Consider the following 14,857-nt stretch of genomic DNA (forward strand, 5'->3'; position numbering starts at 1 on the left):
GCGGAGTGCCCCTTTCAATGTGTGCTTTTAATGATCTACTGCGCTTCCTACACTTAAGCGGTCAGTAATTGTTTTTTTCAGCCCGGTATGAAAGTTATGGTTAGGGAACCAAGATAATAATTCCTGGGCTTTTTGATTGTTTAAGTAGCTATGGAGAATATCCCCCGGACGGGGCTCCGCATAGGTTGTCAGGAAATCACCACCCGTGATGTCGCTTAACATCCGAACCATCGTATTTATCGAGGTTGGTATTCCGCAGCTAATATTCATCGTCTCATTATTCACCCTGCCTTCGGTCTGAACCGCGTCAACAAACGCTTGCGCCACATCCTCCACATAGACGAAATCTCTAGTCTGCTCACCGTCCCCATAGATAACAAGATTCTTCCCTTGCTTTATGCGATCCAGAAAAACGGAAACAACGCCAGCTTCCCCATGTGAACTTTGCCTAGGCCCATATACATTAGCGAGACGCAGTATCGTATATTTTAGCCCATGTAAGCTGGAAAACATCCGAATATATGACTCTGGTACACTTTTGGATACACCATAGCAGGACTCGGGATTTAAGGGATGCTGCTCATCAATGCTCAAATATTCCGGGTTCCCATAAACCGCTGCCGACGAGGCATAGACTAGCTTTTGAACCTGATGGATCTCGCACATGCGCAGTACATTCAGCGTGCCAACAATATTCACATTCGCATCAAATAACGGGTTCCGCTGTGATTCTCTGACGTCGATCTGTGCAGCCAGATGAATGACTGCATTTGGCTTTTCAAGGTTAAACACCTCATGCAAAGTCTCATCCCGAATATCGTACTTATACAGAACCGCAGCAGGATTCATATAAGTCAGACCGGAGGCTCCGGATACATTATCTACAATCACAGTTTCTATGCCCTTTTTTATTAGACGATCAACCACATGGGATCCAATAAAACCTAACCCCCCAGTTACCAATACCTTCAAAATAAAAAACTCCTTTCGCCCGCTAAGAGTGATCTTTGTACCGTGCATTCCCCGAAAAATTCACATAAAATACAAAATCAAAGGATAAAGGAGTGAAGTATATGGCTACTGCCCCTATTCCAGACAGCTCGGTGACTACGTCCATCCTTTCTGATGGTGCTGTCACATCTATTAAAATAGACCCTGAGACTAACGGTTATGTGAACGTCCGATCGTACGGCGCTGTAGGAAACGGTATCAAGGACGATACAGTAGCGATTCAAAATGCTATCAATGCGGGAAACGCCAAAAACAAAGTAGTAATCTTTCCTCCAGGTGTATATAAGGTATCTTCGGGACGCATGCGTAACCCCTCCATCCTCGACTGGTGGTGTCTTCGAATTCCAGCCAAAACGAATTTAAGCTTTGAAGCCGGCTCCAAACTTGTGCTTGCCCCGAACCCACCTTCAGACACTAGGGTTCTAGTAATCTTAAATGCCTCAAATATCACAATCGCGGGCACCCTTGAAATTGATGGAAGTGCATCGACTGTTAAAACAGCCGTCAACGATCAGCTTCACGGCTTGTTCATTTCTTCTTCGCAAAATATAACGATAGAGTCAGTGTACTCTCACGATTGCTATGGGGATAATATCTTCATTGGGGGGACAGAAGAAATCCCCTCCGTTAATGTGCACATCGGATATGCACGCTGTGAGACTGCTGGACGAAAGAACTTTGTGGTCCATTTTGTAGACCAGCTTCATGTCAACAGAGCGGTTCTGAATAATAGCCGCGGTGGCGCACCAGGTTTTACTGGCGCTAACTCTCTCGATCTTGAACCCGACGTCTTTAAAGGAACGCGCAGCTTTTATCAGCGATTCGACTCCTTGACTACCATTGGTTTCGGTAACGATCTATCAGCAGGGCTTACAGATGCTATCGCTAGACTCTGGACACTCGACATCGGTTCACTAGATATGCGTGTAAGCGGATCGGTAAGTCCAGCCTTACTGTCCTATGGACTGACGCTGAAAATCAATCACTTGGCTATCCGCTCCACCGATCATAAAGCTAGCTTCGGTCTACAGACGATCTATTCACAATTTATTGATATCGCTAGCGCCAAGTTCGATGGCATCGGGGGCCCTGCGATCTATGCAGCGTTTAATGCTGCCGGAGGTAAACCAAGATTGCATATCGGTTCGTTAGGAATGTACGGCTCGGGTTCCACCTTAGCAAGTGGTGTCCGAATCGACGGAGGAGATCTTTATGTGGGGACGATAGATGCACAGGATTTAACGGGCAATACCTTGCATTTATTCACAACGGAGTCTGACGCGATGGCTACTGTCGACAATATGATCGTCCGCAATAGCGGAACCAATCAGGTAGTGCTAGTCTCTTCTTACGGTGCAGCTAAACCGTCTCTGCGCCTCAATAATGTAGCGGTGTTCGATACCCGAGCAGTGAAGGTAAAGCGAATTCTAGAATTCGAAACACTAATCGGCATGCAAGGCACATCACTAGGAACCTTGTATAATCCATATTCGCTTCTTGAATGGTTCTCGACCTACGGTAACTTCAAACGGGCCATTCGCCTCACTGGGGGGACAGTGTTGCCCGCGGTGTTCATAGTAGAGGGTTCGCCCGAGGGAGTCGTAACCGCCCCAGTTGGCAGTCTGGCCATGCGAACGGATGGCACGGCACAAGCCACTTTGTATGTGAAGGAAAGCGGATCAGCTGCCAGCGGATGGAAGGCTAAATAAGATGAATCAACGGTATTGGTTACATGTCTCTATCGCATAAACGACACGTTCCAAATCCTCATCTGATAAAGAGCTTCCAGAAGGCAGGCAGACACCTGTTGAAAATAATTTATCCGATACACTGTATTCCTCACTGTAAGGATAGTAGTAATTGCTCTCGAACAAGGGTTGTAAATGCAGCGGTTTCCATACAGGTCTAGCTTCGATATTGTGCTGTTCCAGACATGACAGGAGTTGTTGTGAAGAGAACCCCGCCACTTCTTCATCGATGGTCAGCGCACTCAACCAGTGCGTGCTGCGACAATTGCGCGCTTCCGGCATAAAATGAAGACCCGGTATGGACCCTAAACGTTCCCTATATCGCCGGCCAATAGATCTGCGCCGTTCAACCCGCTCGTCAAGCAGTTCTAATTGACCGCGTCCTATGGCTGCCAACAGGTTGCTTAACCGATAGTTGTATCCCATTTCGGAATGTTGATAATGAGGGGCAGTGTCTCGGGCTTGCGTAGACCAGAAGCGCGCTTGATCTAAGGCTTCGGTATCGTCGGATACGAGCATGCCCCCACCTGACGTCGTAATAATCTTATTTCCGTTGAAAGAATAGATTCCGAATTGGCCCCACGTTCCGCTGGCCTTGCCTTGGTAGAAAGCGCCCAGTGATTCGGCAGCATCCTCAATCAAGGTAATTCCATATCGGTTAGCGATTTCTACAATGGGCGACATGTCTGCACTTTGTCCGTATAAATTGACGACAACAGCCGCTTTTGGCAGCAGTCCTTTGTCATTCAAAGCTTGGCAGGCCCGCTGAAAAGCTAGCGGACACATGTTCCAGGTCTCAGGCTCTGAATCGACAAATACGGGGGTGGCCCCCAAATATAAAATAGGATTGGCGCTAGCAACGAACGTGAGCGTTGAACAGATCACGTAATCTCCTTGTGTGACACCGGCTAGACGAAGTGCGAGATGAATCGCCGCCGTGCCAGAGCTTAACGCTAGTGCACCCTTTGATCCTGTGTAGGCGGCCATCTCCCGCTCGAACGCATCAACTTGCGGACCAATAGGAGCAATCCAACCAGAGTGTATCGCCTCCTCCATGTAGACCTGCTCACGTCCACTAATATGCGGCGGGGATAACAAGATTCGTGGCAGAATGCTTGTTTGACGAATGCTCATGCGAAGCTCCTTTCTCCATTTGGACCGATTTCTTCAGATGGAATACATATCATATCGAGATCTGGATGCCGATAGAGCGGAAAGTAATTTCCTGATATTCTGGTGTCACAAAAGGATATGATCCGCTCATACAACTCTGGGAAAAAAATTCGTTTACCTAAGTAATAGTCAAGGGGTTCCAGTTGTGTCGCGAATCTATGCTTGAATTGAAATAAGTCGTCATTCCCCTTATATCCCCCGCCAAGATGAAAACATTCAAAGCCATTTTCCATCCCCCACTTGGCTGCTGCGTGTATTAGCAATTTGGTAGGTGACCACTGCAGATAGGCGCGATCCCAACCACATAGGTGATAATGCATCCACGGTCGTTCATGTAACACGATGCTGGTCGCCACCGTTTTCTCCCCATCCATAGCTTCGAATAGCTCTACTCTCCCCTCAAGTAGATGACTAGTATCTTCTATAAATTTTTTGGGAAAATAATAAAAAGAATCCGCCTGTAAATCGTTTAGTGTTCCGTAATACAATTCACTGAAGGACTCAATACGATCCTTCAGATTCGAGTTTCGAATCGTAAAGGGTGCGGACTTTAATTTATGAATATTCCGTTTATGATTGCTGCCATAATGCCGGATGAGCTCTGACTCCGAACCCACAGTCAAATCAATATAAATTGTATTCCTATTCCATTCGGTGGTCAGACCGCTTTGATATTCCGTAGCGTTGCCAATTAAGGGATGAAATCTTACAAACTCGGTCATGATCTTTTTCTCTCTACAGTAATCCGTGAACGTTTCACTGAATTGCCGGTACAGCTCACTTCGTTCGGCTCCCGGAGGGAGATTCGATATCGGTCCCCCGTATCCATAGGGTGTACTAATGTCGTACCAATCGCCTTCAAGCCCCAGTTGGATTACGGCAGGAAGATGGCTTATGGAACGAAGTAAGTAAGGATAAACTATGAGCTGGTCTCCCTGCTTAAAAACAAACAGCTCTGCCTGCTGATGCTCTCCATCCTCAAACAGCCGAAAAAACGCTGAGGAGAAATAGATATCCTTCGTCTCTAGCTGGTTCAAATAGGCATCCCATTCCGCTGAACTAGAGCTGCCTAACACGATGAAGTTACTCATACAACACCTCTTGATTCTCCAATAGTTTGATCATACGTATACTTTCAGTGCTTAAGATTAGCCCGGGGTCTCGCTCACGCAAATAAGCATCTGAAGAAAGCAACAGCAGCCTTTTCTCCCGGTCTAAATCCATTAATACGTCTGTCAAAAGATTGCAGCCACTCCACCCTCCACTTTGCAGTTGGATACGATAATACTGTTCACCTAACCGGCCCACAACTGAAGTCTCTTCCTTCGTTCTAATCTTAAGAGAAGAGAATCCATACTTTTGATGATGTGCCTCTGCCATCGGATAATCATCTATGATGTACGCCAATGCTTCTCTATCCCTATCAATCGATGGAGCCAAATCTCTTACATACCAGTAAGTCCGGCCTTCCTCTGCAAAACCAAGCCGCAAATACCAAGCATGAGCTTGCTCATTCCACGAAAATACATCAAGTGCCAGCTTCGAAATGCCATCCTTTTGGGCTAATGTCTCCCCGTACGCCATAAGCTTGCCGCCGATGCCGTCTTTTCGATAAGCTGCGTCCACATTCAAGTTATTCAGAACCAGCATCTGCTCCATTCTTCGCCATTCAGCGAATCCAATAAGAAGCTCTTCAGAATAGGCACCAATCAGCAGTGTTGCTGAATGGCTTCCGCATTTACATGCTGCTTTCAAATATTCGGGATAACCGCCACAGGCGAATATGGTTTGATTGTAGACCGACTCTGGCAAGTTGCTCTGTAAGAGCCGGCATGCAAGGTGAATATCATCTTCCTGAAGCGGACTAAACCGCAAATTCATGCCGACCCCTCCTTTTGGTTCATTCTGTACTCATCGAGCGGCAGACTATGCTCACCCGGATTGGCCACAACGTCATCTTGGCGGATCACCTTCAGCACAGTTTTGCATAAGATCAACGCATCTAATCTAAAGCTCAGCTTCTCAACATAGGTAACGTCATAGGAGAGCCGCTGTTTCCACTCCGAAGTATTACGTCCAGATACCTGCGCCAATCCCGTTATTCCGGGTCTTACAGTAAATCGCAGCCGCTCCCGTTCAGAGTAATGCGGGCTGTAACGGATGAGCAAAGGTCTTGGTCCGATCAGACTCATTTCTCCCTTCACAACATTTACTAATTGCGGGAGCTCATCCAGACTCAGCTTTCGAATCAATCCGCCGAATTTGATATAACGCCGAGCATCCGATAACGGCTGGCCCTGCGCATCATACATTTCAGCCATGGTTCGGAACTTGTAGATGTAGAAGGGTCTTTCTCCCATTCCCGGCCGCTGCTGCTTGAACAAAATAGGACTTCCCAGCTTTATCCGAAGCAGCAACGCCACCACAGCCATGACCGGACTAAACACACCTAACATAACGATCGCTCCCACCAAATCGAAGCCCCGCTTCATATGGCGATACATGGTAGTCTTTCCCCCGCCTTTCTCTTATTCCGTAAAAAGACGTTCTGTAAGTGACTTTACCTCTTCCGGATTTGCACTCCAATAATACACTTTGGTTCGGACGAGCGGATCTAGAGCAGAGCTGTTATGGCCAGGAATCTGTTCGTAAGCAAAATCCGCGGAATCCATTCCCTTGAATAGCCAAGCTAAGCTCATCAAATCACTGTCACTAAAACTCGTATCAATAATGTCTTTCTTTTCACGCAGTAGCAGTCCAGCTAGATCAGGAATATGCTCCGGACTTAATAGCTTTTTGGCTACAGCCCGAACGATATTGAATTGCTCCCGTTGGCGGCTAAAGTCACCCTCCGGAGTCGAGTAGCGCTCCCTTGCTAAATAAAGCGTGTGGGCACCATCCAGATGCTGCTCACCTTTCTTGATGGTGATCTCCGGAGTGATGGTCACATCCTGATCAATTAGCATATCGATCCCGCCGATCGAATCGATGAAATCACGAACACCGGAGAAGTTCGTCTTGATGTAGTAATGAATAGGAATATTCATAAAATCACTAACGGCTTGAATCAGTGTCAGCGTACCCTGCTGATTCCCACCCTTTGTCTCACCAACGATATGTGCATGATTGATCTTGGTATAACCGACATTCTGCACATAAACCCGCGTGTCCCGCGGCACAGATACGATATTCACCTTCCGTTGATCCGGCATCACATGGGCAACCATGATCGTATCTGCCCGCGAGCTTTCTCCCCCCCAAGTGTCTGTTCCAATTAGCACTACATTAAAGGATGAGCTTTTCTTATCTGCTGGGGATATCGCCGCAGTTGGAGTCTGTGTAGACGTTGTAAGGGTAAGCTCATCCGTTTGAGCTTGTGGGGCTGGTGTGCTGAGCGATTGCACCATCGCTTCATTGTCCGTAACCACATTAGAGCTAGGGATCGTCAAGGGGTTAAGAATCGCCTTATTAAAACGATGCTCTGGATTCAATATCCCTCCAATCCAGATCCCCCCAACTACAACCACAACAAGAATAACAATCAGGCTGTATCGTCCCACCCGCCGCATGCATGAACGTTTACCTGTAATTGCCTTGTCGCGCTTGCCCCATAATCTTGTCATCCATGAATGCTTAGTCGACTTCATAGGTCAGATTCCCGCATGAACTTCGGATTTAATGCGTTCAAGATCATGTGTGCCCACCTGCGGTTCTTCCTGAAAGCCCGAATAGCTTGGAATTAGCTGCTTTAGCAGTTTTTTGATCTGATGACTGCTTGGCATCAGTTCATACCGTTTGCACAAGTTCTCCAGAACCCCCAACACCAAATTCAGTTCAGATCTGGAGACACTTTGCGGGCGGCTAATCATAATACGGTAGTTGTTAGTGACCAATAACCCTTCTTCTTCAGTCAAAAGCTCCTCAAACAATTTTTCTCCAGGACGAATGCCAGTGACCACAATGGGAATATCTTTGTCAGGCTCGAGACCCGACAAGCGGATTAAATCCCTCGCTAGATCGTATATACGAACTGGCTTACCCATATCCAGCACAAACACTTCTCCCCCTTGTGCCAGCACACTTGCTTGAATAACCAACTGTACCGCTTCGGGTATCGTCATGAAGTAACGCACCATATCCATATGTGTAACCGTCACCGGGCCGCCGTTTTCGATTTGTCTTTTGAATAACGGAATGACACTGCCCCGACTGCCCAGCACATTACCAAAACGTACAGCGGCAAAAACCGTCTTACTTAAGGAATTCTGATCATTAATGATCATTTCCGCGGCTCGTTTCGTGGCCCCCATAACACTGGTAGGATTAACCGCCTTATCCGATGAGATGAGGATGAACCGTTTAGCGCCATATTTAGCACTCGCTTCCGCTACATTCCTTGTGCCGATCACATTATTTTTAACTGCCTCTACTGGATTCATCTCCATAAGAGGAACATGCTTGTGAGCAGCGGCATGATACACAATGGAGGGGCGGAACTTTTGAAAAACGTTATCGATCCGCGATACATCCTGAATGTCCGCTATAATGGGATGAATGATCTGATCGGGATATAACTGCCGCAACTCTTGTTCAATAAGATAAATGCTATTTTCTCCATGCCCCAAAAGCAGCATTTCCTTCGGACGATACGCAGCCAATTGCCGGCATAATTCCGAACCAATTGAACCGCCTGCACCCGTGATGAGTATACACTCGCTTCCCAAATTCTCACGAATCTCTTCCGTATTAATTTCTACGGGGCTTCTCCCCAGCAAATCATTTACGGATACTTCACGGATCATGTTAATGGCCATTTTCCCGTCCAAAATATCGGTCATACTAGGCATTAACTTGATCTGAGCTTTGGTAGATTTGCAGATTTCGATGATCTCCAGTAATTCCTTTTGAGGAGCCGTAGGCAAAGCGATGATAATGAACGAAATATCCAGCTGCTCGACTGCCTGGGGAATGAAGTTACGGTTACCGACAATCGGCAACCCCATAAGCTCCAGCTTGCGCTTTGAGATATCATCATCTATGAAGGCAACTGGGTTCATGAATTTAAATCTTGAATGCTTGATATCTTTGGTAACGAGGATGCCTGCTTTTCCCGCCCCAACGATTAGCAGATTGCCTTCGGATGAACCCTTTATTCCCAGTGTTTCGAATCTATCGTTGATGAGGCGGTTAACTAAACGTAAGCCGGCAATGCCGAGAAATACGTAACCCGCTGCAAAATAAATCGAAATCGGCAATCGATAGGAAGGGACGAATACATGCGCAGATACATTGACAGCAACCACTCCGCAAAGTGTTAAAGCACTCACTTTTAGCAGCTGCAATAACTCACCTATACCGGTGTATCGCCAAATATTGTTATACACCTTGAATCCAAATGAGAACGCTGCGTACACCATAATGTGAATGAGTATCGCCCACGGAAGCATCCACATGTACTGCTCAGGGATTTGAAAATCAAACCGAAGTAAAAACACAAGCCACACTGAAGCCGCTATAATTCCCGCATCCAACATGACTAAACGTACGATCCGCATTTTCATCACTTCTTTCTCCCTAATTAACTAATTATTCGTTTATTCGTTTATTCGTTTGTTGTCGTATATGCGAGAATGAATTATCTATCTGCTGTCAGACCCGTTTGTACTTCAGACGGAAATGGCTTTATCCCTGGTTCTTTCAGCGCTTCTATATAAATCGAGTCCATTTCACGAAGCACCGCTGGCAATCCATAGCGAATAATCCTGTCCTTGTTCGCCTTACCCATTGCTGCGGTCAAAGCTGCGTCCGCTCGCAGTTGAACCAGTGCTTTTGCCGTAGCGGCAATATCATCCACTGGAACCAACATGCCCGTTGACTCATGCTCAATCAAATCGCGAATGCCCCGAATATGTGTGCCGATCACGGGTTTGCCTGCTGCCATCGCCTCCATAATCGCCCGGGGTAACCCCTCACGATAGGACACAAGTGCCGCAACATCACACGCTTGTAGCAAATCCGGTATATCTCTTCGGAACCCCAGAAAATGCACCTGATCCCTAACCTCTAACCGAGTAGCAAGTTCTATAAGGGTTTGCTCGAAAGGACCTGTACCTGCGAATGCTAGATGAATATCGCTTGCTTGATCACCCAAATGATGTAGTGCTTCGATCAACTGTTTTTGGTTCTTGTTAGCATTTAACTCAGCGACGCAGAGAACAACGAATGAAGGATTATCATTGTCACTCTTAGGTAAATCAAATAGCTGGTGACGACTTTCCCCCATCATTTTTGCAATTTCATTATCCCCCTCACCGCTACCGTATACTTGAAGATCAAGCCCGACTCCGCTCACATAAGTTACTTTTTTTCGGACAGGGAATTTCTGAGCACGCTCATAATCTTCACTATTAATGGTGATCAGTACATCCGTCCAACGTGCCATCAAATACTCCAACGGATAATAAAGCATCCAGTTCAGAAAAGGAGCACCTTTAAAAAAATGAAAACCATGAGCTGTATACAATACGCTAGGGACACCTGCTCTATGGGCTGCAATCCGTCCGAGAATCGAAGCCACTGGTGTATGTACATGGACGAACTGAAATTTTTCCGCTTGGAAGCTTTTCGTTAAGATCCGCAGAGCCGTCCAATTCTTCAACTGTAAAGGACTTCGTTGTATAGATACGTCGTGACATACAATTCCCCGCTGTTCCAAGCGCTGTCTGGCTTCGCCCGGCTGAGCGTAAGCATGGACTTCACACCCTTTTTGCAGCAATAACACCATGTAAGGTAAATGAAAACTCTCGAAATGCCCATATATGGAAGCTACAAAAGCAACCTTTGCTTGTAAGCCACCCTCAGCTGGAATACTCCCGATGTCCTTACTTGAGCTTTTATTGAGGTTGCTCTGCTCGTTGTCGAAGCTTGCGCCCAGTTGACCGTTCAACGTGTTGGGTTCGATAGGGCATCTCTCCTTTCAGGTTTTTGTCTGTTAACCGGATGCAAGCTCCGTTCATCGCCATCATGAACCACCAATACCGCTGGAATAACGCCTCAATACCCATCGATAAACCAATCATCGCCGCATGGGACAACAGCAATGCCATAATAATTGGCCTATGAATGGGATCTGCTGCACGATAAGAACGGATACCCACAATGAAGAACCAAATCATAAATCCGCCATATACAATCAAGCCCAATAAGCCGAATTCAGTCAAAAACCATATTGGCGTGTTGTGGATAATAATGCGCAGTTCGTAATTATAGGAACCAAGCCCAATGCCTAATAATGGACTTTGTGCGATCCAATCCACCGCTTTGTCAATGATGTCAAGACGCGACTGGATCTGGGAAGGTCTGCTGGACATAGACTCCAGCACATTTAGATAAGCGGTGCCTTTATACAGCAGCAGAGCTATAAAAGCCACACCAAACCCCATTCCGATCTTGATCAGTCTGGAAGGTTTGGTAATCAAAAGTGTAAGTAATACAAGGAAGAGACCAATCCATGACGAGCGCGAGAAAGTCATCATAATGCCCCCGGCTAAGCTTATCGTCGCTAATATGCTGACCCATCCCCGCAGCAGCTTTATCTTCTCCCCACTCGTCATGATATGAATGGCAAAAGCCGTCACCAGCAATCCCCCGTATGCATTGGGATCAATTAACATGCCGGACAACCGCCCGTCTTGCACCATGAACGGAACCTTTACTCCGCTGAAAAAAGCAAATAGGGCAACACCATTTAAGAGCAGCACACTGGTCAGAAAAAATCGGAGCATCTTATATAACCGTTCCCAGCTATCTACGGCTTGCACAAGCATGATGTAGGTCAACAAAAGGAGTATGAATCCAATATCTTTTTGCAATAAGGCGTATTGGGTTATGAAGCCGTTGCGCCAAATGGATACAAAGGAAGCTAGAACAAAAATGAACAGCATGCCCCAATGCCATGAACTGAATATCCTCCGGTCCAATTTGAGATGGAATCCAGCGGCAAACAAACCTAACATTAAGAAGAGATCCGACGGGGCGATACGGAAGGCTCCACCAAAATCAATCTGTGCCGGAAGGCATATGATATACCCCATGACCGCAAACAGAAATAAATTGTGCATGGTGTAGGGCTTCCCTACAACAGATACAGATGTCATACAAGTCCCTACTTTCCTACTTTCCTATAAAACAAAGAACTTATGCCGCCGCTTCGGACTGTTCCCGTTTTCTTACCTTTCCGATGACACGATACAGCACAACTACACTGCCAATCATTTGTACAAATAACGACGAACTAGCCCCCATCGCAGCACCTACTACCCCGTAATGAGGTACGAAGATCAGACAACATAAGCCATTAGTGAATGCTGTGCACAGAAACAATGGAATCTGGGCTTTGTACCTTCCGGTAGCCGTTATGGCATACCACAGGTAGGATGAAATAAATACCAGCATGGTGGACGCCAGCAGCCAATGAAACAATCCTAACTCTCCTGCCACGTCTGAACTGAATAATACGGTTAACAGCTTGTGGCCAAACAACCACCCTATCAAACAAGCGACCGCACTAAAACCCAAACCCATCGCTATCATTCGGCTGAGTAAAGTGACAAACTCCTTGTGTCTCCCGCCTGCGTGCCACCTGGCAAGACGTGGTGTTATGGCTTCACCAAGTGCGGTGACGACAACATTGCAGGCAACAATCATATATGAGAGTGAAGCATAAATACCTAAGTCATGCTCCCCTTTAAAATAGGAAATCGCGTATAATGGGATATTCGTATTTAACGACATCAACGCCAACACCACGCCTAGCGGTGAACTGACGATCAGTAAACTCCATAGGCTTCTTTTGTTGAAGAGTGGCCTGAGAGAAGTGTATATTCTCGCTTTACGAGCATCATATCCAATCGTTATCGCTAACCATCCGATAATCATGACTAACAAGGCAAGAATAAGGCTCTGTGTAGGGATAAATACGAGGATGAAGATTAGAATGGAGAATAACCCTTTTGCCATTCTGGAGATTGAGATTTGATCTAATCTCTCCTCCTTTTGAACGATGCCTAATAAAATATCACTGATTGATTCAACGATTCTATACAGACCGATGAAGAAAATAACCAATGCTGTATTCCAATCCAAACCACTCATTATGCAAAAACCTGCGGTAATCGTAAACGCAAGGGCGGTTGTTATCAGCCGTAAGCCCAAAAAGTCTCCAAAACTGTATTTCCCCGATGAATCAACGATTAATACGGAACGAAGATGTAGATGCGACAGCATAAAGATCGGAGCAGTAACTGCAAGCCCTAGCGAATATTGCCCCACGATTGCCGATGACCCGAATTTATTCAGCAGGATCACAATCACAAACTGAGCACCAGCGTAAGTGATATTCCCGAGCAAATAACGAAGAGAAGCAAATGACATAGACGTCAGACCATTCCTGAAGAAGAGGCCCACTCGGCAAAATCTTCACCACGAATCTTGGAACGCCTGCTCTTTTTCCGATAATTCAATACGGCTCCCAGCAAATGTGCTCCCTGCTGCTCTAGCAAGTGCTTGGCAGAACTCGTGTGCTTTAAGAGCACTTTTCCGGATTTCACAACTAGCAATACCCCCTCAGTCATCGTTGCCAAAATAAGGGCATCCGAAAATGGCATTAATACAGAGGATGAGTCGATGACAATCGTATCAAAACGCACGCTCAGCTCTGCAAACAATCGCTTCATTCCTTCAGAGCCTAATAATTCAGCGGGATTTGGTGAAATCGGACCAGAGGTCAATACTGACAAACCTTCTGCATCCTCAATCGAAATAATGCAATCCTCTAAGCGGGTATGATCCACTAAGATACTGCTAAGTCCGATCCAATTAGGCAGATCAAATGCCTTATGCACCGTTGGCGTACGTAGATCCCCATCAATGAGAAGAACTGTCTTACCAGCTTCCGCCATGGCAATCGCCAGATTTATCGCTACCGTTGATTTTCCTTCATCCGGAAGCGAGCTTGTGACTAATAAAGAGCGGATCTCTCCACCAACGCGGGTATAACGAATATTGGAGCGTATGCTTCGGAATTGATCTCCGTTAGATGACTTCGGTTGTTCCAGGCAATATAATTTTGGCGTTTTCTTCTTCATAACTTGTGGCTCCTTCTGCTGATTTGGTTTTCGCTTTATTCCGCCGTTTACGTGGCTTCAATTTGCCCACGGTTCCCAGAAGCGGAAGCTGCAAATCAAGCTGAATATCTTTGGCACTTCTCACGGGTTTCTCCATCAATTCCCGGAGGATAGAGATTGCGATCCCGGTAATCAGCGCCAATCCGAAGGCAACAGCCATATTGAAGACCGGCTTAGGTGAGACAGGATCAGAAGGAACCTTGGCACGGTCGAGAAATACAACATTCTCCACTCCCATAATCGATTGAATATTCGCATTAAAAGCTTCTCCGAAGCCATTCGCGATATCTGTTGCCCGTTGAGCTTTTGAATTGGTCACAATTACCGTTGTTACGAGTGATTCACTATTGGTTCTTGTCTTCACATTTTTGAGTAACTCTTCCGCTGTCATTTTTAGCTGCAGCTTTCTGACAACCTCTTCCGCTATCCTGCTGCTTCGAATGATCTCCCCGTAAGTGGTTACCAGTTTTTGTCCGGCCATAATGTCATTAATTGCTTTCTGCTGCCTGTCTCCTTGAATAAGTATAGAAGCTGTCGCCTCGTATTTCGGCTGTAAAACATAATAGCTAACACTACCAGCGAGCCCGACTGCAGCGATACATAATACAATAATGAACAGCAGCCTACGTTTTACTAGTTTCAAAATGCTGCCCAGTTCGAATTCCATCGATCATTTCTCCTAACTAGTTAATGTATTGTCGCCTCTTTAACAAGATTATTGTTGTATATTCATATTCTCTT

Annotated in this window: 13 protein-coding genes; 1 reads left to right on the top strand and 12 read right to left on the bottom strand. The window is 46.2% G+C overall.

The genetic code is table 11. The features are described 5' to 3' along the window. Positions 1–27: 27 nt before the first annotated feature. Positions 28–972 carry an NAD-dependent epimerase/dehydratase family protein gene (locus tag MHI32_RS17890; protein WP_076303324.1) on the bottom strand — a complete coding sequence of 315 codons (945 nt, stop codon included), beginning with the start codon at positions 970–972 and terminating at the stop codon, positions 28–30. A 101-nt stretch (positions 973–1,073) separates the two neighbouring features. On the opposite strand from MHI32_RS17890, the gene MHI32_RS17895 reads away from it, so the two are divergent. Then, positions 1,074–2,720: a glycosyl hydrolase family 28-related protein gene (locus MHI32_RS17895; RefSeq protein WP_076303325.1), complete on the top strand. Its 1,647-nt coding sequence runs from the start codon at positions 1,074–1,076 to the stop codon at positions 2,718–2,720. A gap of 6 nt (positions 2,721–2,726) precedes the next feature. On the opposite strand, the gene MHI32_RS17900 is transcribed toward MHI32_RS17895, so the two are convergent. The 11 genes from MHI32_RS17900 to MHI32_RS17950 all read right to left on the bottom strand — a co-directional run bounded on the left by MHI32_RS17900 (position 2,727) and on the right by MHI32_RS17950 (position 14,783). Continuing rightward, positions 2,727–3,893: a DegT/DnrJ/EryC1/StrS family aminotransferase gene (locus tag MHI32_RS17900; protein WP_340010449.1), complete on the bottom strand. Its 1,167-nt coding sequence runs from the start codon at positions 3,891–3,893 to the stop codon at positions 2,727–2,729. Further along, positions 3,890–5,023 (bottom strand): GNAT family N-acetyltransferase, encoded by a 1,134-nt coding sequence (locus MHI32_RS17905; RefSeq protein ID WP_076182393.1) that lies wholly within the window; start codon positions 5,021–5,023, stop codon positions 3,890–3,892. The genes MHI32_RS17900 and MHI32_RS17905 overlap by 4 nt, the downstream gene beginning before the upstream one ends. Next, on the bottom strand, positions 5,016–5,813 hold the full coding sequence (locus tag MHI32_RS17910; protein WP_076214686.1) for a GNAT family N-acetyltransferase: 798 nt from the start codon (positions 5,811–5,813) through the stop codon (positions 5,016–5,018). Before MHI32_RS17910 ends, MHI32_RS17905 begins: the two co-directional genes overlap by 8 nt. Further along, positions 5,810–6,436: a sugar transferase gene (locus MHI32_RS17915; protein WP_076129746.1), complete on the bottom strand. Its 627-nt coding sequence runs from the start codon at positions 6,434–6,436 to the stop codon at positions 5,810–5,812. The genes MHI32_RS17910 and MHI32_RS17915 overlap by 4 nt, the downstream gene beginning before the upstream one ends. A 24-nt stretch (positions 6,437–6,460) precedes the next feature. Beyond that, positions 6,461–7,579, bottom strand: coding sequence for an LCP family protein (locus MHI32_RS17920; protein WP_340010451.1), 1,119 nt, complete (start codon positions 7,577–7,579; stop codon positions 6,461–6,463). A 3-nt stretch (positions 7,580–7,582) separates the two neighbouring features. Continuing rightward, positions 7,583–9,493, bottom strand: coding sequence for a nucleoside-diphosphate sugar epimerase/dehydratase (locus MHI32_RS17925; RefSeq protein WP_076182408.1), 1,911 nt, complete (start codon positions 9,491–9,493; stop codon positions 7,583–7,585). Between the two features lie 74 nt (positions 9,494–9,567). Then, positions 9,568–10,878 (bottom strand): glycosyltransferase family 4 protein, encoded by a 1,311-nt coding sequence (locus tag MHI32_RS17930; RefSeq protein WP_340010453.1) that lies wholly within the window; start codon positions 10,876–10,878, stop codon positions 9,568–9,570. Further along, positions 10,826–12,052 (bottom strand): O-antigen ligase family protein, encoded by a 1,227-nt coding sequence (locus tag MHI32_RS17935; RefSeq protein ID WP_339168316.1) that lies wholly within the window; start codon positions 12,050–12,052, stop codon positions 10,826–10,828. The genes MHI32_RS17930 and MHI32_RS17935 overlap by 53 nt, the downstream gene beginning before the upstream one ends. Before the next feature lie 76 nt (positions 12,053–12,128). Beyond that, a complete protein-coding gene (locus MHI32_RS17940; RefSeq protein ID WP_340010454.1) occupies positions 12,129–13,364 on the bottom strand; it encodes an oligosaccharide flippase family protein in 1,236 nt (411 codons plus the stop codon). Positions 13,365–13,369: 5 nt separating this feature from the next. After that, positions 13,370–14,077, bottom strand: a complete 708-nt coding sequence (locus MHI32_RS17945; RefSeq protein WP_340010456.1) for a CpsD/CapB family tyrosine-protein kinase — start codon at positions 14,075–14,077, stop codon at positions 13,370–13,372. Then, entirely contained in the window at positions 14,025–14,783 is a 759-nt protein-coding gene (locus MHI32_RS17950; RefSeq protein WP_076303331.1) for a Wzz/FepE/Etk N-terminal domain-containing protein, read from the bottom strand. Before MHI32_RS17950 ends, MHI32_RS17945 begins: the two co-directional genes overlap by 53 nt. Between the last annotated feature and the right edge of the window lie 74 nt (positions 14,784–14,857).

The organism is Paenibacillus sp. FSL H7-0690 (assembly GCF_037980415.1).
Lineage (GTDB): Bacteria > Bacillota > Bacilli > Paenibacillales > Paenibacillaceae > Paenibacillus_AQ > Paenibacillus_AQ odorifer.

Bases quoted from the DNA above. Each gene is read 5' to 3' on its own strand.
- MHI32_RS17895 (WP_076303325.1), top strand. From the start codon at position 1,074: ATGGCTACTGCCCCTATTCCAGACAGCTCGGTGACTACGTCCATCCTT.
- MHI32_RS17900 (WP_340010449.1), bottom strand. From the start codon at position 3,893: ATGAGCATTCGTCAAACAAGCATTCTGCCACGAATCTTGTTATCCCCG.
- MHI32_RS17905 (WP_076182393.1), bottom strand. From the start codon at position 5,023: ATGAGTAACTTCATCGTGTTAGGCAGCTCTAGTTCAGCGGAATGGGAT.
- MHI32_RS17910 (WP_076214686.1), bottom strand. From the start codon at position 5,813: ATGAATTTGCGGTTTAGTCCGCTTCAGGAAGATGATATTCACCTTGCA.
- MHI32_RS17915 (WP_076129746.1), bottom strand. From the start codon at position 6,436: ATGTATCGCCATATGAAGCGGGGCTTCGATTTGGTGGGAGCGATCGTT.
- MHI32_RS17920 (WP_340010451.1), bottom strand. From the start codon at position 7,579: ATGAAGTCGACTAAGCATTCATGGATGACAAGATTATGGGGCAAGCGC.
- MHI32_RS17925 (WP_076182408.1), bottom strand. From the start codon at position 9,493: ATGAAAATGCGGATCGTACGTTTAGTCATGTTGGATGCGGGAATTATA.
- MHI32_RS17935 (WP_339168316.1), bottom strand. From the start codon at position 12,052: ATGCACAATTTATTTCTGTTTGCGGTCATGGGGTATATCATATGCCTT.
- MHI32_RS17940 (WP_340010454.1), bottom strand. From the start codon at position 13,364: ATGTCATTTGCTTCTCTTCGTTATTTGCTCGGGAATATCACTTACGCT.
- MHI32_RS17945 (WP_340010456.1), bottom strand. From the start codon at position 14,077: ATGAAGAAGAAAACGCCAAAATTATATTGCCTGGAACAACCGAAGTCA.
- MHI32_RS17950 (WP_076303331.1), bottom strand. From the start codon at position 14,783: ATGGAATTCGAACTGGGCAGCATTTTGAAACTAGTAAAACGTAGGCTG.